Here is a 15,575-nt window from a genome sequence, read left to right as displayed (position 1 = left end):
TGCCATGGCTGCAGGCCCGCGCATGAGAGGAGCAAAAGCGTGCAATTTTCCACTGTCAAAAATTTCAGGGCTCTGTTAGTCTTTCTTCGTGCACGCCCGCTCTGGCGTGCCGCTGCAGTCCCCTAGGGTCATTGCTTCACCCTGCAATCCCGCTGGTGTTTTGCCGTACCTACCGCCTCTGTTTTCGTTACAACCTACTTAGAAAGATTCCCGCTCCCCACGGGAACGCGAAGCAAACCTATGGCACATTTTTTTGATGAGATGTATTCAGGAGGCTCCGGCAGCGAAGATCGTGAAGTGCGTCAGCACTATGCAGAATTCGCCAGCTGGCTTTCCGCGCAATCGCCGGAAATCATCGCCCGCAAACGTGCCGAATCCGACCTGATCTTCCGCCGCGTCGGCATTACCTTCGCCGTCTATGGAAACGATGCCGGCACCGAACGCCTGATCCCCTTCGACATCATCCCGCGCATCATCCACAAGGCCGAATGGGCCAAGCTGGAAGCCGGGCTGGTCCAGCGCGTCAAGGCGCTCAACATGTTCATCCACGACATCTACCACGAGCAGAAGATCGTCAAGGCCGGCATCATCCCGCCCGAGCAGATCTTCCAGAACGCCCAGTACCGGCGCGAGATGCAGGATGTGAACGTGGTCAACGACATCTACGCGCACATCGCCGGGGTCGACATCGTGCGCGCCGGCGAGGGCGAGTTCTACGTACTGGAAGACAATCTGCGCGTGCCTTCCGGCGTGTCCTACATGCTGGAAAACCGCAAGATGATGATGCGGCTCTTCCCCGATCTCTTCAAGCGCCACAAGATCGCGCCGGTCGATCACTATCCCGACCTGCTGCTGGACAATCTGCGCTCGGTGGCCCCTGCCGGCGTGACCGATCCGACGGTGGTGGTGATGACCCCGGGCATGTACAACTCGGCCTACTTCGAACATGCCTTCCTGGCCCAGCAGATGGGCGTGGAACTGGTCGAAGGCCAGGACCTGTTCGTCAAGGACAACGTGGTCTACATGCGCACCACGCGCGGCCCCAAGCGGGTCGACGTGATCTACCGCCGCATCGACGACGACTTCCTCGATCCGCTGGCCTTCCGCCCCGATTCGGCGCTGGGCGTACCGGGACTGCTGCAAGCCTATCGCGCCGGCAAGGTCACATTGACCAATGCCATCGGTACCGGCGTGGCCGACGACAAATCGATCTATCCCTACGTGCCGGACATGGTGCGTTTCTACCTTTCCGAAGAACCCATCCTCAACAACGTGCCGACCTACCAGTGCCGCAAGAAGGAGGACCTCTCCTACACGCTGGCCAACCTGGAAAAGCTGGTGGTCAAGGAAGTCCACGGCGCCGGCGGCTACGGCATGCTGGTCGGCCCGGCCTCGACCAGGCAGGAGATCGAGGACTTCCGTGCCCGCATCATCGCCAAGCCCGACGGCTACATCGCCCAGCCCACGCTGGCACTGTCGGTCTGCCCGACCTATGTGGAGTCCGGCATCGCGCCGCGCCACCTGGACCTGCGCCCGTTCGTGCTGTCGGGCAAGCAGATCACGATGGTCAAGGGCGGCTTGACGCGCGTGGCCCTGAAAGAAGGCTCGCTGGTGGTGAACTCGTCGCAGGGCGGCGGCACCAAGGACACCTGGATTCTGGAGAAATAACGATGTTGAGCCGCACCGCCGATCACCTCTTCTGGATGGCCCGCTACACCGAGCGCGCCGAGAACACTGCCCGCATGCTCGACGTGCATGTGCAGACCGCGCTGCTGCCGCAATCGACCGACGACGCCGAGCAGGGCTGGCGCGCCGTGCTGGGCATCTCGGAACTGCTCTATGGCTACAGCCAGAAATACGACAAGCTCACGCAGAAGGACGTCATCGACTTCATGGTGCGTGATCCCAACAACCCGTCGTCGATCGCATCCTGCCTGCGCCAGGCCCGCGAGAATGCGCGTGCCGTGCGCGGCGCACTGACCACGGAAGCCTGGGAAATCCAGAACGCCACCTGGATCAAGATGCAGTCCTACCTGCAGACCAATGCGCTGGAGCAGAACCCCAGCGATTTCTTCGAGTGGGTCAAGCATCGCTCGCACCTGTCACGGGGCGTGACCATCGGCACCATGCTGGAGGATGAGGCCTTCCACTTCATCCGCCTGGGGACCTTCCTGGAACGTGCCGACAACACCGCGCGCATCATCGACGTCAAGTTCCACGGCGCCAAGGAAACGCAATCGCAGAAGCAGAACGGCCAGTCGCAGTCCCAATCGCAGTCCCAATCCCAATCACAGAGCCAGGCCGCACGCGACGAAGCCGGGCAACTGGACTTCTACTACTGGGCCGCGATCCTGCGTTCGGTGTCCGGCTTCGAGATCTACCGCAAGGTCTATCGCGACGTCATCACCCCCGAGCGCGTGGCCGAACTGCTGATCCTGCGCGCCGACATGCCGCGCTCGCTCTTGGCCTGCATGGGCAATGTGATCTCCAACCTGCACCACGTGCGCAACGATGTCTCGGCCGACACCGAGCGCTTCGCCGGCAAGCTCCATGCCGACCTGAAGTTCGCCCGCATCGAGGAAATCCTGGAAGCCGGTCTGCACGACACCCTGACCGAATTCCTGGAACGCATCTTCGAGCTGGGCAATCGCATCAGCCGCGATTTTCTTGTTCCTTTGGCAGCGTAAGTGGCTCTGGCTGTGCTCTGCAGCATGAGAAAGGAGCACAGCCGCTGTCATCTTTTCCGGAAACAGGCCGTTACTGTAGGTACGTCACGACAGATGCCCCCGGCGCGCACGCTCTGGCGCCGGGCCTTACGGTAAAATCCGGCTTTACGTTTCCAAGTACCAAGATTCCATCATGACCTACTGCGTAGCCATGCGCCTCAACAGCGGCCTGGTGTTCTTGTCCGATTCGCGCACCAATGCGGGAGTGGACCATATCGGCACCTTCCGCAAGATGAGTGTTTACGAGAATCCGGGCGACCGCGTGATGGTCTTGATGACCGCCGGCAACCTGTCGATTTCGCAATCCATCCGCCAGATGCTGACCGACCGGACCAATGCCGAGGGGCGAAGCATCTGGACCGCGACCACCATGTACGAAGCCGCCCAGATCCTGGGCGACGCCATCCGCGCCGTGCACGACCGCGAGGCGGCCGAACTCAACAAGTTCGGCATCGATTTCAACGTCAGCATCATCTTCGGCGGCCAGATTCGGGGCGAGCGCTGCCGCCTGTTCCAGATGTACTCGGCCGGCAACTTCATCGAGTCGCACGATGAGAACACCTATTTCCAGATCGGCGAATCCAAGTACGGCAAGCCCATCATCGACCGCGTGGTCACCCCGCAGACCTCGCTGGACGAAGCGGCCAAGTGCGCGCTGATTTCCATGGATTCGACGCTGAAGTCCAACATCTCGGTCGGCCTGCCGCTGGACCTGCTGGTCTATGAGAGCGAAGACCTGGCCGTGACCCGCTTCGTCACCATCGACGAGCAGAACCATTATTTCCAGATGATCCGCCGCAGCTGGGGTTCTCAGCTCAAGCGCGTCTTCGAGGCCATCGACGATCCGGTCTGGGATGCCCTGCCGGAAGATACCTTGAACGTGCTTTCCACCGCCACCGACATCAGCGAGCCGGTACGCGTGCCCCCGCCCAATGGCGTGGCGCGCGGACTGCAGGCGGTACCGCGGCAGATCCTGGCGGAGCAGGATGGGGATGTAGGACAGGCGGGCTAGTCAAAATTTCTCTCAGGAAATTCGGTGTCATCCCGGCAAGACAAGTCGCCACACATCGGGAAAGCCCCGCAAAAATGAAAAAGGCTGCATCAAAGCAGCCTTTTTCATTTTGCGAAACGATTTACACCATTCAACGCACGATGGTCTGGGCTTCACCCTCGGCGCGGGCGCGGATGGTACCGATACGGTAGACGGTCTCGCCAGCGGCCTTCAGGTGGGCTTCGGCGGCATCCGCGTTTTCCTGGGAGACGATCACGGTCATGCCGATGCCGCAGTTGAAGACGCGGTGCATTTCCGCATCGGCCACGCCACCGTGCTGCTGGAGCCAGGTGAACAGCGGCGGCATGGTCCAGGACTTGGCGTCCAGCTCGGCGGTGAGGTGGTCCTGCAACACGCGCGGGATGTTCTCGACCAGGCCGCCACCGGTGATGTGGACCATGCCCTTGACTTCCAGCTTTTCCATCAGCGACAGCAGCGGCTTGACGTAGATGCGGGTCGGGGCCATCAGCACGTCGGCCAGCTTGCGGCCGTGGAAGTCGGCCTCCAGGTCCGGCTTGGCCACGTCCAGGATCTTGCGCACCAGCGAGTAGCCGTTGGAGTGCGCGCCCGAGGAAGCCAGGCCCAACACCACGTCGCCCGGGGCGATCTTGGTGCCGTCGATGATCTTGGACTTTTCCACCGCGCCCACCGCAAAGCCGGCGAGGTCGTATTCACCGTCCGGGTACATGCTGGGCATTTCGGCGGTTTCACCGCCGATCAGGGCGCAACCGGCCTGTTCGCAACCGGCAGCGATGCCCTTGATGACATCGGTGGCCGAGGGCACGTCCAGCTTGCCGCAGGCAAAGTAATCCAGGAAGAACAGCGGCTCTGCGCCCTGCACCAGGATGTCGTTGACGCTCATGGCCACCAGGTCGATACCGACCGTATCGTGGCGCTTCAGATGGAAAGCCAGCTTGAGCTTGGTGCCCACGCCGTCGGTGCCGGACACCAGCACCGGTTCCTTGTATTTCTTGCTGATCTCGAACAGGGCGCCGAAGCCGCCAATGCCGCCCAGCACGCCTTCGCGGGTGGTGCGCTTGGCGAACGGCTTGATCGCTTCGACCAGGGCATCACCGGCATCGATATCGACGCCAGCGTCACGGTAGGAGAGGGAGACATTGGAAGGTGAAGTCATGATGAAATATTGCCAGTGAAGACGGTAAAATAGGGGATTCAGTGTGAGAACGCCCTGCCAAAGCGTGATTTTAACAAAACCGACACTCCCGAACTCCGAATCCATGCCTTTTTCTTTGTCCGAAGAGCAAAAACAAAACCTGGCGTGGCTGATTGTCGGCATTTTGCTATTGTCCCTGCTGGTGGCGCTGGGGCCGATGCTGTCCCCCTTCGTCGCCGCCGGCATCCTCGGTTATGCGCTCAACCCGGGCGTGGACTGGATCGCCAGTCGGCGGCTGGGTCCGGTGCGGGTGCCGCGTTTCGTGGGCGTGACCATCATGGTGTTGCTGCTGATCCTGGCCGGCCTGGCGCTGGTGCTGATCGTGGTGCCGCTGGTGCTGCGCCAGATCCCGTTGCTGCAGGCCCAGGTGCCGCCGCTCTTGGACAAGCTGAACGCCTTCCTCTCGCCACGCCTACACCAGCTGGGCATTGACGTGCGTCTGGACCTGGCCGGCATCAAGGCCCTGCTCACGCAGCAGATCAGCACCAGTGGCGACGAGCTGTGGAGTTCGGTGCTGGCCTCGGCCCGGGTGGGCGGCACGGCGCTGCTGACATGGCTGGCCAACCTGCTGTTCGTGCCGATGGTGTTGTTCTACCTGTTGCAGGACTGGCATCCCTTCCTCAAGCGGCTGCAGATCATGATCCCACGCCGCTGGGCCGGCCGTGTCAATACCATGGCCGCCGAGGTCGATGGACTGCTGGGACAGTATCTGCGCGGACAATTGCTGGTGATGCTGGTGCTGGCAGTCTATTATTCGGTTGCGCTCACGGTGGCAGGCTTCGACAGCGCGCTGCCGGTGGGCGTACTGACAGGCTTGCTGGTATTCATCCCCTACGTCGGCTTCGGCCTGGGGCTGGTGCTGGCGATCCTGGCGGCGATCCTGCAGTTCGATGGTGCCATCGGCCTGCTGTGGGTCGCTCTGATCTATGGCGTGGGACAGGTGCTGGAAAGCTTCATCCTTACGCCCAAGCTGGTGGGCGAGCGTATCGGCTTGCATCCGCTGGTGGTGATTTTCGCCCTGCTGGCCTTTGGTCAGCTGTTCGGCTTCGTCGGCGTGCTGCTGGCGCTGCCGGCCTCGGCCATCGTCTCGGTGATCGCCATGCATGTGCGACGCGAGTACCTGGCCAGCAATTTTTACAACCGCTAGAGTGTCCATGTCTTATCACAGCCTCCATGCAGGACCGGGAAGCTGCGCAGTGTCCGGCGCCGCGCGCCGACCTGCATTAACTTGCCGCAGCACAACTGCGGCACCCGTAGCTGATACACGCCGATGAAACAGATTCCGCTCGATTTGAGCGCGGACCAGCCGCAAAGCTTCGACAGCTTCGTGACCGGCCGCAACGCAGAACTGCTGGAGCGCTTGAAGCTGCTGGCCTCTGCCGGCGTGGGCAAATCCACCCATACCGGCAGTGCCAGCACCGATCGCTTCATCTATCTCTGGGCCGAAGCCGGGGCTGGCAAGAGCCACCTGCTGCACGCCCTGGCCACCAAGGCCGGCCAGCAAGGCAATCATGCCCGCCTGATCCACGCCGACTCGCCCGAGTCGGCCTTCGAATACAGCCCCCGCACCAGCCATTACCTGCTCGACGACGTCGACCAGCTGTTCGAGGAACAGCAGATCGCCGCCTTCAACCTGTTCAACCAGATCCGCGAACAGGGCGGCTGCATGGTCTGCAGCGGCACCCTGCCGCCGACCCGGCTGGAGCTGCGCGAAGACCTGCGCACCCGCCTGGGCTGGGGTCTGATCTACCAGGTGCATGATCTCTCGGACGACGAGAAGATCGCCGCCCTGCTGCAGATCACGCTGGATCGCGGCCTGGAAATCCCCCCGGCAGTGATGATGTACATGCTCACCCACTACCGGCGCGACATGCCTTCGCTGTCGCGCATGCTCGACGCGCTGGACCGCTACTCGCTGGCCACCAAGCGCGCCATCACCCTCCCCTTGCTACGCGAACTGTTACAACAGGAATCCGGAGAACAATGAACCTCGCCCTTTTCGATCTCGACCATACCCTGCTGCCGCTCGACTCCGACCACGAGTGGGGCGAATTCATGGCGCGCATCGGCGCCGTGGATGCCGACAGCTTCCGGAAAGCCAATGATCAATGGTTCGCCCATTACCAGAACGGTACGCTCGATCCGGTCGCCTATCTGGAGTTCGCCCTGGGCAATCTGTCGCGCTTTTCGCGCGAGCAACTCGACGAGATGCACCAGCAGTTCATGGACGAAGTGGTCAAGCCGGCCATCCTGCCGCAAGCCGTGGCCCTGGTAAAGAAGCACCTGGACGCCGGCGACCTGGTGGCCATCGTCACTGCCACCAATCATTTCGTGACCAAACCCATCGCCTCGCACTTCGGCGTGGAACACCTGATCGCCGCCCTGCCCGAACTGGACGAGCTGGGCAACCTGACCGGCAAGCTGCGCGGCACGCCGACCTTCGGCCCGGGCAAGATCGTCCACACCGAAGCCTGGCTGGACCGCCTCGGCCACACCCTGGACAAGTTCGAACGCAGCTACTTCTACAGTGATTCGCAGAACGACATCCCGCTGCTGGAACGCGTCACCGACCCCATCGCCACCAACCCCAACGACAAGCTGCTGGCGCATGCGCAGTCGCGTGGCTGGCCGGTGCTGAACCTCTTCGCCGACGGCCACCCGCAATGATCAAGAAACTGATTCGCTCCATCCTTGGCCGTGGCAAGGCAGCGGCCGACGCCGAGAGCGCCGAACCGGCCAAGAAATCGCGGGCCAAGGCCGGTGCCGCCGGCGGCAAGATCGAGCCCGACGTGCTCGGTCCCAGGCAGCACGGCATCGATCCAGCCCTGGTCTCGTCCAATGCGGTACGCGTCACCCAGACCCTGCAGGAAGCCGGCTACAAGGCCTTCATCGTCGGCGGCGCGGTGCGCGACCTGCTGCTGGGGATCAAGCCCAAGGATTTCGACGTGGCCACCAACGCCACACCGGAACAGGTCAAGCAACTGTTCCGCCGCGCCTTCATCATCGGCCGCCGCTTCCAGATCGTGCATGTCATGTTCGGACAGGAACTGATCGAGGTCACCACCTTCCGTGGCGCCTCGGCCGAAGCCGCGCCCAAGGACGAGCATGGTCGCGTACTGCGCGACAACACCTTCGGTGAACAGCACGAGGACGCCACCCGGCGCGACTTCACCATCAACGCGATGTACTACGATCCGGCCAGCCAGACGGTGCTGGATTATCACGGCGGCATCGCCGACATCCGCGACAAGAAGCTGCGCATCATCGGCGAGCCCGAAGCGCGCTATCGCGAAGACCCGGTGCGCATGCTGCGCGTGGTGCGCTTCGCGGCCAAGCTCAAGTTCACCATCGACCCGGCCAGCAGTGCGCCGATCCGCGTGATGGCGCCGCTCATCGACAACGTGCCCGCCGCGCGCGTATTCGACGAAATGCTCAAGCTCCTGATGAGCGGTCATGCCCTGGCCTGCCTGCAGCAGTTACGCAAGGAAGGCCTGCATCACGGCCTCTTGCCGCTGCTGGACGTGGTGCTGGAACAGCCGCTGGGAGAAAAGTTCGTCACCCTGGCGCTGGCCAATACCGACGCCCGCGTCAAGGAAGGCAAGGGCGTTTCGCCGGGCTTCCTGTTTGCCTCGCTGCTGTGGCATCAGGTGCTGGAAAAGTGGCGCGCCTACCAGGCTGCCGGCGAGTATCCGATTCCCGCGCTGCATCTGGCCGCCGACGATGTGCTGGATGCCCAGACCGAAAAGCTGGCCCTGCAGCGCAAGATCGCCTCCGACATGCGCGACATCTGGGCCATGCAGCCACGCTTCGAGCGCCGCGTCGGCAAGGCCCCTTACAAGCTGCTGGAACACCTGCGCCTGCGCGCCGGTTTCGACTTCCTGCTGCTACGCTGCCAATCCGGTGAACTCGATGCCGAACTGGGCGAATGGTGGGAAGCCTTCATCGCCGGCAATGGCGCCGAACGCGAAGAACTGATCGCCCGCAAGCCGCCCGAGACTGGCGGCACCAGTGCCGGCGCCGGGCCCAAGAAGCGCAAGCGCCGCGGTGGCCGCAGCCGCAGCAAGTCCGCTGGCGAGAGTGCCGGCAGCGATGGCGGTGACGACCAGCCGACCGCACCGGCGGAAGTGGCCGACCCGGCCCCCAAAAAGCTTGCCACGGCAGCAGCCGACACAGGCAGCGATGGCAGCAGCGCCGAAGCCCCCAAACGCCGCCGTCGCCGCAGCCGCACCAGTACCAGTGGCGCAGGTGCCGACGCGGTGCCCACTGGCGAAGATCAGTAAGCACCCATGGACCAGCCTGGCACCCTGGCCTGGATCGGTATCGGCGGCAACCTGGGCGATGCCCGGGCCACGGTCGAACAGGCCATCGTCCGGCTGGCGCATCTGCCGCACTCGGGCCTGTTACGCAGCTCCTCGCTGTACCGCACAGCCCCGATCGACTCCAGCGGCGACGACTACGTCAATGCGGTAGCGCTGCTCCGCACCACCCTGGCCCCTCTGGAACTGCTGTACGCCCTGCAGGCGATCGAATTGCAACACGGGCGTGAACGGCCCTATCGCAATGCGCCCCGCACGCTCGATCTGGATGTATTGATGTATGGGAACGGCAGCATCGCCAGCACCGAACTGACGGTCCCGCATCCGCGCATGGCGCAGCGCGCCTTCGTGCTGGTGCCCATGCTGGAGATCGATGAAACGGTGGAGATTCCCGGACTGGGACCGGCGCGTGGCTTGCTGACCGCGATCACGGACCAGCCGATCAGCAGGCTGTGAGCCGCCCGCGCCGGTTATATCCCTGGGGGCCGGTTCACACTGGATCTGCGGGAGGCCAATCTGGTGTGAAGCTGCACTAGGCCACCCCGCCCGTGGCCGCGCCGCGTCCCAGCGGTCGCAACTCCTGCAGGCGGCGATGATGTCCCTTCAGCCACAACGGCAATTCATTGGCCGGCATGGGCTTGCCGATCAGGTAGCCCTGCCCCAGGCTGCAACCGAAATCCTGCAGCAGCCGCCAGTCTTCCATGGTCTCCACACCTTCGGCCACGGTCACCAGTTCCAGACGTTGCGCCATGTCCAGCGCGGATTGCAGGATCACGCGCAGGTTCTTGCGATCATGCGCGCCATGCACGAAGGAACGGTCGATCTTCAGCTCGGTGAACGGAATGCGGGCCAGTTGCTGCATCGATGAAAAGCCGGTGCCGTAATCGTCAATCGACAGGCCGAAGCCCTTGAGCCGCAGACGCGCCAGCATGCCCAGCGAATTGCCCTTGTGCGCGACCACCGAGCTTTCGGTGATTTCCAGCACCACGTTTTCGGCCGGCAGCGCATGCTTGTCCACCAGCTCCAGGATGCGCTGGAGGAAGTCGGGCTGCTCCAGCGACAGCGGCGACAGGTTCACTGCCACCTTGATGGTCAGCCCGCGGCTATGCCATACCGCCACCTGCGCCATGGCCTGGTCCATCATGCTGATGGTGAGGTCGTGGATCAGGCCGCATTGCTCGGCCAGCGGAATGAAGCGATCGGGCGGGACCATGCCGCGCTCGGGGTGATTCCAGCGCGCCAGCGCTTCCACGCCCTTGAGGATGCCGGTCTGGACGTCCACCTTGGGCTGGAAATAGGGCAGTACCTGGCCGCCGCCGATGGCGCTGCCGAGATCGGTTTCGCACATCGAGGGCAAGGGATCGTCATGCGCATGGGCATCGCCGCCATGGCGCCGGAAGGCCTGCAGGGCGGCGCGCAGCTGGCCCTGGTTGAGCGGCTTCTGCAGCACACCGATGAGGTTCATGCCCAGCGCATGGATCATGGTCTCCACTGACAGCAGCAGCGAGGTCTCGCGGCTGGAGGCGACGATCAGCGGGATGTCGATGCCCTTCTGCTGCAGCTGCTGGATCAGTTCGATGCCATCCATGCCCGGCATCTCCAGGTCGATCACCACCAGTCCGGGCGGCAGCTTGAGCAGGGCCAGCAGATCCAGCGCCTCGTTGCCGTTGCCGGCCTCGTAGATCAGATCGACGCCCAGCTCCTGCAGCAGCGACACGCTGTGCCGGCGCTGCAGGGCGCTGTCGTCGACGACCAGCGCGGATTCGATCAGCTCATTGAGGTTCTCTAGAGGCATATTTTTCGATCACGGCAGAGATATTGTCGAGCGGGAGGACGTCACCGACGCCGCCCATGTGTATCGCTTCTTTCGGCATGCCGAAGACCACGCTGCTGGCCTCGTCCTGGGCGTAGGTGGCGGCGCCGCAATCGGCCAGCTCCCGCATTCCCCGCGCGCCATCGTCCCCCATGCCCGTCATGATGATGCCTACTGCATTGCTGCCGGCCGCCTTGGCCAGCGAGCGGAACAGCACGTCCACCGATGGCTTGTGCCGGCTCACCAGCGGCCCTTCCAAGGTTTCCACATAGTACTGCAGGCCGTCGCGCCGCACGACGAGGTGCTTGCCGCCGGGAGCGATCAGCACACGCCCCGGCAGGATCACGTCGAGGTGTTCGGCTTCCTTGACATCGGCGCCGGAAAGCCGGTGCAGCCGTTCGGCGAAACTGCGCGTGAATCGCTGCGGCATGTGCTGCACCACCAAGATGCCGGGGCAACGCCGGTCGAGCCGGCCCAGCACCCGCTCCAGCGCCTGCGGCCCGCCGGTGGAGGCCCCGATGGCGACGATGCGCGCAGTCGGCGGCCGGTAGCCATCTTCCAGTCCCGGCGGATTGAGCACGGCATCGGCGGTATAGCGCTGCAAACCCGCTCCCCAATGCGCATCATGCAGTATTTCGCGCGAGCCTGCTTTGACCGAGCGCAGCTTCGCCAGTGGCACGGCCCGTGCCGGCGTGGCGGCGGGCAAGGTGCTACGGCTGCCGGGGCCGGCCAGCACGGCGGCACGGATGGCGCCAGCCAGTTCGGCCACCGCCTCCTGCAGGAATTCGCGCACGCCCAGTTGCGGCCGGGCAATCACGCTCACCGCGCCGGCCGCCAGCGCCTCGGCGGTGAGCACGCTGCCGGAGCCGGCGCGTGCGCTACACATGATGACCGGAGTGGGGCGGGTGGCCATGATCTGGCGCAGGAAGGTGATGCCATCCATGCGCGGCATCTCGATATCCAGCAGGATCACGTCCGGCCATTCCTGCTGCATCTTGCGCAGGGCGAATACCGGATCGGGCGCGGTGCCGATCACGCGGATGTCCGCGGTCTGCGCCAGCAGCTGTTGCACCAGCTGGCGCACCACCGAGGAGTCATCGATGACCATCACGCGGATTGCCTGCGGCGCGTTCATGATGGCCTGCGGTAGATGGAGGGAGAATGCATCAGCAGGTCCAGTTCCATGCCATGCAGGGACTCCGAATGTCCGACCACCAGGTAACCACCGGGCCGCAGGCGCGCGATGACGTCGCGCAATACCTTGAGCTTGGTGTCGCAATCGAAATAGATGATCACGTTGCGCAGGAAGATCAGATCGTACAACCCGTCGTCATGGGCATGCAGCGCGGTCAGGTTGCGCTGGGCAAAGTCGACCTTGGCGCGCAGGTCGGACTGCACCAGGAACTGGCCCTCGTATTCGCCGGTGCCGAGCAGGCAATAGCGGCGCAGGTAGGGGCGCGGGATGTTCTGGCCGCGCGCCATCGGATAGAGGGCGCGCCGGGCGAAGCGCAGCACCCGCGTACTCACGTCCGAACCGAATACCGACCACGACTGGGTAGGGCGGTGATGGTCCAGCAGCATGGCCAGGGTATAGGCTTCCTCACCGGTGGAACTGGCGGCGCTCCACACTCGCAGGCTCTTGCGATCGCTCCACAGGGGCAGCAGTTCCTCGGTGAGAAAATCGAAATGGCCCTGCTCGCGGAAGAAATAGGTCTCGTTGGTGGTGATCAGGTCGATGGCGCGCTGCCGCTCCTGGGCACCCTGCTCGCCATTGATCAGGGCGTAATACTGCGCCAGTTCGCGCAGCCCCAGTTCGTGCACGCGATTGCCGAGACGGCTTTGCAACAGGGCCTTCTTCGACAGCGGCAGGTGCAGGCCGATATGCTTCTTGAACAGTTGCTGGAACAGCTGCATGTCGTGATCGCTGACCTCGTCGTCGAGGTGCGGGCCGATGCCACGGCCGACGCCGTGGGAGATACCGCCTGCGCTGCCGCTGTTGGCCATGGCCGCTACTCCCGCTGTATCGGAACCGACAGCACGGGCACGCCGCCCAGGGCATCCTCGGCGCTCATGCCCAGCAGGCTGGCCAGCTCATCCACCGACAGCACGCGCTGCACATCCAGCACCACGACGAAACGTTCGTTGACGTTGATCATGCCCTCGATGAAATCGGCGCGGATGCCAGCACCGAAGGACGGCCGCCCTTCGATGCGATCCACGCCGATGCTCAGCACCGCGCTGACCGCATCGACCATCACGCCCAGCAGCAGCAACTGCCCCTCCTGCAACAGTTCCATGATGATGATGCAGGTGCGCTTGGCCTCGACGGTGGGGGCGCGGCCGAAGCGTACCGACAGGTCGATCACCGGCACCACCGAACCGCGCAGGTTGATCACGCCGCGCAGGAATTCCGGCATCAGGGGAACCTCGGTCAGTCCGCCGAATTCGATGATTTCGCGGATGTTGACGATGGGCATGGCGAAGCATTCCGTACCGACCAGGAAGGTCAGGAACTGGCGCGTCTCGATGACCTCTTCCTGCTGCCGCTTGCGGGCCGATTCGCCGTTCAACGATACGCTGGGCATGGCCTGCTCTCCTTGCTGCGCCGGCCGCGGCCGGAGGAATGCACCGCCCGCACCAGGGGCGTGGCGATGTCGATGGATGGAATCATGCTCATGAGGATGCGCCTTCAAAAACGCTTGAACGCGGATTCATCCACGCCCGGCTCGTTCTCGTCCACATCCAGCATGGACAGCCGGCGCACCTTCTCGTGCTTCACACCGGGCGCGCGCGGCGGGCTGGACTTGCCGCCGCGGGGAGCTTCCTGCGGCAGCTCGCCTACCCGGAAGAAGCGCATCAGATCCTGCAGATGAATCGCCTGGGCGCTCATCTCTTCCGAGGTGGCCGACAGTTCTTCCGAAGCCGAGGCCGTCATCTGGGTGGTCTGCGCCATCTGGTGCACGGCATTGTTGATCTGTTCCAGTCCGGTCGATTGCTCAGCCGAGGCGGCGGCAATTTCCTGCACCAGGTCGGCGGTCTTGCGGATCGACGGCACCATCTGGTTGAGCAGGCCGCCGGCCTTTTCGGCCAGGCCCACGCTGTTCTCGGCCACCGCGATGATTTCCTGGGCAGCGCTCTGCGAGCGCTCGGCCAGCTTGCGCACTTCGGCCGCGACCACCGCGAAGCCCTTGCCATGTTCGCCGGCGCGCGCCGCTTCGATGGCGGCGTTGAGCGCCAGCAGGTTGGTCTGGTAGGCGATGTCATCGATGATGCCGATCTTGCTGGCGATCTGCTTCATCGCCGCCACCGTCTCGCGCACAGCTTCACCGCCTTCGGTGGCGGCATTGGCCGAGAGGCTGGCGATGCCATCGGTGGTGCGCGCGTTGTCGGCGTTCTGGGCGATGGTGGCGGTGATCTCTTCCACCGAGGCGCTGGTTTCCTCCACATTGGCGGCCTGTTGCGAGGCGTTGTGCGAGAGCGCCTGGGAAGACGATGAAATCTGCTCCGAGGCCGAGGCCAATGCGCTGGCGGTGCCACTGACATCGCCGATGACGTCGGTCCACTTGGTGACCATCTGTTGCGTGCTGTAGAGCACGCTCACCTTGTCGCGCTTGCGCAGCGGCACGGTCACGGTGAGGTCGCCCTCGGCCACCCGGCGCAGTACGCTCATGGCGTCACGCGGTTCGCCGCCGATCTGGGCACGGATGGTGCGATAGGCAAAGCCCAGGCAGGCGAACAGCACCAGCACAGAGGCGGTCAGCAGCCAGAAGATCTTCTGCTCCAGCTCGGCGTAATCGCGACCGGCCCTGATCACCTTGGCCTGGGTTCGTTCATCCACCAGCCGCAGGAAATCGTTGATCGGGCTCATCACCTTGCCGAACAGGGTGCGATAGGTCTGGTCGAACACCAGCTCCTGTGCCATGGCCTGGTTGGGGGCACCCACCACGCTGAACTTGCCTTCGCCATCATCGAACTCGCCCTTGACCGCATGGAAGGCAGTGATCTCAATGCGCGAGAGCTGGTCGGCCAGCTTCAGGGCTTCCTGCATCTTGGCCAGTTCCTGTTCGGTGAAGCCGGAGCGCTGCATCAGTTCGGACAGCGGCACCGCCTGGGCGCCGGCTTCCACCGGCAGCTTGCGGGCACTCACCAGGTCCCAGTTGAAGCGATCGTAATTGGCCGGACGGACGCGCTTGCCGTTGCGGATGTCGAGGATCATGTAATAACGATCCTCGTCGTTGGGGTCGCCGGTGGTCACGTAGGCGCGGGCGAACTTGGTCATGTCCTCGGTGGTGCGACGCAATTCGTTGGCCAGTGCGGCCGAGGAATAGCGCGACTGATGGGCGTGCTCCAGCGCCATGTTGGCCTGCTGCAGTGTGTCGGTGAGGCTGATCACCACTGCCACCAGGATGGAGACCACCACAGCCAGCCAGATGAATATCTGCTTGATGCTCATCCTGTTGGTCATCGATTCTTGCATGCTCGCTTCCCCTTGTGC

The 15,575-nt window shown here is 63.7% G+C and carries 14 protein-coding genes; 8 read left to right on the top strand and 6 right to left on the bottom strand.

What is annotated here, in order from left to right; translation table 11 throughout:
- Positions 1 to 240: 240 nt before the first annotated feature.
- From VE092_RS19250 to VE092_RS19240, 3 genes are all read left to right on the top strand, one after another.
- Positions 241 to 1,668: a circularly permuted type 2 ATP-grasp protein gene (locus tag VE092_RS19250; protein WP_006461771.1), complete on the top strand. Its 1,428-nt coding sequence runs from the start codon at positions 241 to 243 to the stop codon at positions 1,666 to 1,668.
- Positions 1,669 to 1,670: 2 nt separating this feature from the next.
- Positions 1,671 to 2,687 carry an alpha-E domain-containing protein gene (locus tag VE092_RS19245; protein WP_324879574.1) on the top strand — a complete coding sequence of 339 codons (1,017 nt, stop codon included), beginning with the start codon at positions 1,671 to 1,673 and terminating at the stop codon, positions 2,685 to 2,687.
- Positions 2,688 to 2,859: 172 nt separating this feature from the next.
- Positions 2,860 to 3,738: a peptidase gene (locus tag VE092_RS19240; protein ID WP_324879572.1), complete on the top strand. Its 879-nt coding sequence runs from the start codon at positions 2,860 to 2,862 to the stop codon at positions 3,736 to 3,738.
- 130 nt (positions 3,739 to 3,868) lie between these two features.
- On the opposite strand, the gene purM is transcribed toward VE092_RS19240, so the two are convergent.
- Positions 3,869 to 4,912, bottom strand: coding sequence for a phosphoribosylformylglycinamidine cyclo-ligase (purM, locus tag VE092_RS19235; protein ID WP_324879570.1), 1,044 nt, complete (start codon positions 4,910 to 4,912; stop codon positions 3,869 to 3,871).
- 103 nt (positions 4,913 to 5,015) lie between these two features.
- Here purM and VE092_RS19230 point away from each other — a divergent pair, with 103 nt between their 5' ends.
- The 5 genes from VE092_RS19230 to folK all read left to right on the top strand — a co-directional run bounded on the left by VE092_RS19230 (position 5,016) and on the right by folK (position 9,723).
- A complete protein-coding gene (locus VE092_RS19230) occupies positions 5,016 to 6,098 on the top strand; it encodes an AI-2E family transporter (RefSeq protein ID WP_324879568.1) in 1,083 nt (360 codons plus the stop codon).
- A gap of 123 nt (positions 6,099 to 6,221) precedes the next feature.
- Complete coding sequence (gene hda, locus VE092_RS19225) at positions 6,222 to 6,938, top strand: DnaA regulatory inactivator Hda (RefSeq protein ID WP_324879566.1); 717 nt, start codon at positions 6,222 to 6,224, stop codon at positions 6,936 to 6,938.
- Positions 6,935 to 7,618 (top strand): HAD family hydrolase, encoded by a 684-nt coding sequence (locus tag VE092_RS19220; RefSeq protein ID WP_324879564.1) that lies wholly within the window; start codon positions 6,935 to 6,937, stop codon positions 7,616 to 7,618. Before hda ends, VE092_RS19220 begins: the two co-directional genes overlap by 4 nt.
- Positions 7,615 to 9,231 (top strand): polynucleotide adenylyltransferase PcnB, encoded by a 1,617-nt coding sequence (gene pcnB / locus VE092_RS19215; protein WP_324879562.1) that lies wholly within the window; start codon positions 7,615 to 7,617, stop codon positions 9,229 to 9,231. The genes VE092_RS19220 and pcnB overlap by 4 nt, the downstream gene beginning before the upstream one ends.
- A 6-nt stretch (positions 9,232 to 9,237) precedes the next feature.
- Entirely contained in the window at positions 9,238 to 9,723 is a 486-nt protein-coding gene (folK, locus tag VE092_RS19210) for a 2-amino-4-hydroxy-6-hydroxymethyldihydropteridine diphosphokinase (protein WP_324879560.1), read from the top strand.
- 76 nt (positions 9,724 to 9,799) lie between these two features.
- On the opposite strand, the gene VE092_RS19205 is transcribed toward folK, so the two are convergent.
- From VE092_RS19205 to VE092_RS19185, 5 genes are all read right to left on the bottom strand, one after another.
- Positions 9,800 to 11,062, bottom strand: coding sequence for an EAL domain-containing response regulator (locus VE092_RS19205; protein ID WP_324879558.1), 1,263 nt, complete (start codon positions 11,060 to 11,062; stop codon positions 9,800 to 9,802).
- Positions 11,040 to 12,215 (bottom strand): chemotaxis response regulator protein-glutamate methylesterase, encoded by a 1,176-nt coding sequence (locus tag VE092_RS19200; RefSeq protein ID WP_324879556.1) that lies wholly within the window; start codon positions 12,213 to 12,215, stop codon positions 11,040 to 11,042. The genes VE092_RS19205 and VE092_RS19200 overlap by 23 nt, the downstream gene beginning before the upstream one ends.
- On the bottom strand, positions 12,212 to 13,084 hold the full coding sequence (locus VE092_RS19195; protein ID WP_324879554.1) for a CheR family methyltransferase: 873 nt from the start codon (positions 13,082 to 13,084) through the stop codon (positions 12,212 to 12,214). Before VE092_RS19195 ends, VE092_RS19200 begins: the two co-directional genes overlap by 4 nt.
- A 5-nt stretch (positions 13,085 to 13,089) precedes the next feature.
- Entirely contained in the window at positions 13,090 to 13,665 is a 576-nt protein-coding gene (locus tag VE092_RS19190; protein ID WP_324879552.1) for a chemotaxis protein CheW, read from the bottom strand.
- Between the two features lie 104 nt (positions 13,666 to 13,769).
- Positions 13,770 to 15,557, bottom strand: coding sequence for a methyl-accepting chemotaxis protein (locus tag VE092_RS19185; protein WP_324879550.1), 1,788 nt, complete (start codon positions 15,555 to 15,557; stop codon positions 13,770 to 13,772).
- Positions 15,558 to 15,575: the final 18 nt, after the last annotated feature.

The sequence above is a fragment of the Herbaspirillum sp. genome, from assembly GCF_035644555.1.
Taxonomy (GTDB): domain Bacteria; phylum Pseudomonadota; class Gammaproteobacteria; order Burkholderiales; family Burkholderiaceae_D; genus Herbaspirillum.
Note: the sequence above shows the minus strand (reverse complement) of the source record. Positions and strands in the feature narration are given on the sequence as shown.

Bases quoted from the DNA above. Each gene is read 5' to 3' on its own strand.
- VE092_RS19250 (WP_006461771.1), top strand. From the start codon at position 241: ATGGCACATTTTTTTGATGAGATGTATTCAGGAGGCTCCGGCAGCGAA.
- VE092_RS19245 (WP_324879574.1), top strand. From the start codon at position 1,671: ATGTTGAGCCGCACCGCCGATCACCTCTTCTGGATGGCCCGCTACACC.
- VE092_RS19240 (WP_324879572.1), top strand. From the start codon at position 2,860: ATGACCTACTGCGTAGCCATGCGCCTCAACAGCGGCCTGGTGTTCTTG.
- purM (WP_324879570.1), bottom strand. From the start codon at position 4,912: ATGACTTCACCTTCCAATGTCTCCCTCTCCTACCGTGACGCTGGCGTC.
- VE092_RS19230 (WP_324879568.1), top strand. From the start codon at position 5,016: ATGCCTTTTTCTTTGTCCGAAGAGCAAAAACAAAACCTGGCGTGGCTG.
- hda (WP_324879566.1), top strand. From the start codon at position 6,222: ATGAAACAGATTCCGCTCGATTTGAGCGCGGACCAGCCGCAAAGCTTC.
- VE092_RS19220 (WP_324879564.1), top strand. From the start codon at position 6,935: ATGAACCTCGCCCTTTTCGATCTCGACCATACCCTGCTGCCGCTCGAC.
- pcnB (WP_324879562.1), top strand. From the start codon at position 7,615: ATGATCAAGAAACTGATTCGCTCCATCCTTGGCCGTGGCAAGGCAGCG.
- folK (WP_324879560.1), top strand. From the start codon at position 9,238: ATGGACCAGCCTGGCACCCTGGCCTGGATCGGTATCGGCGGCAACCTG.
- VE092_RS19205 (WP_324879558.1), bottom strand. From the start codon at position 11,062: ATGCCTCTAGAGAACCTCAATGAGCTGATCGAATCCGCGCTGGTCGTC.
- VE092_RS19200 (WP_324879556.1), bottom strand. From the start codon at position 12,215: ATGAACGCGCCGCAGGCAATCCGCGTGATGGTCATCGATGACTCCTCG.
- VE092_RS19195 (WP_324879554.1), bottom strand. From the start codon at position 13,084: ATGGCCAACAGCGGCAGCGCAGGCGGTATCTCCCACGGCGTCGGCCGT.
- VE092_RS19190 (WP_324879552.1), bottom strand. From the start codon at position 13,665: ATGCCCAGCGTATCGTTGAACGGCGAATCGGCCCGCAAGCGGCAGCAG.
- VE092_RS19185 (WP_324879550.1), bottom strand. From the start codon at position 15,557: ATGCAAGAATCGATGACCAACAGGATGAGCATCAAGCAGATATTCATC.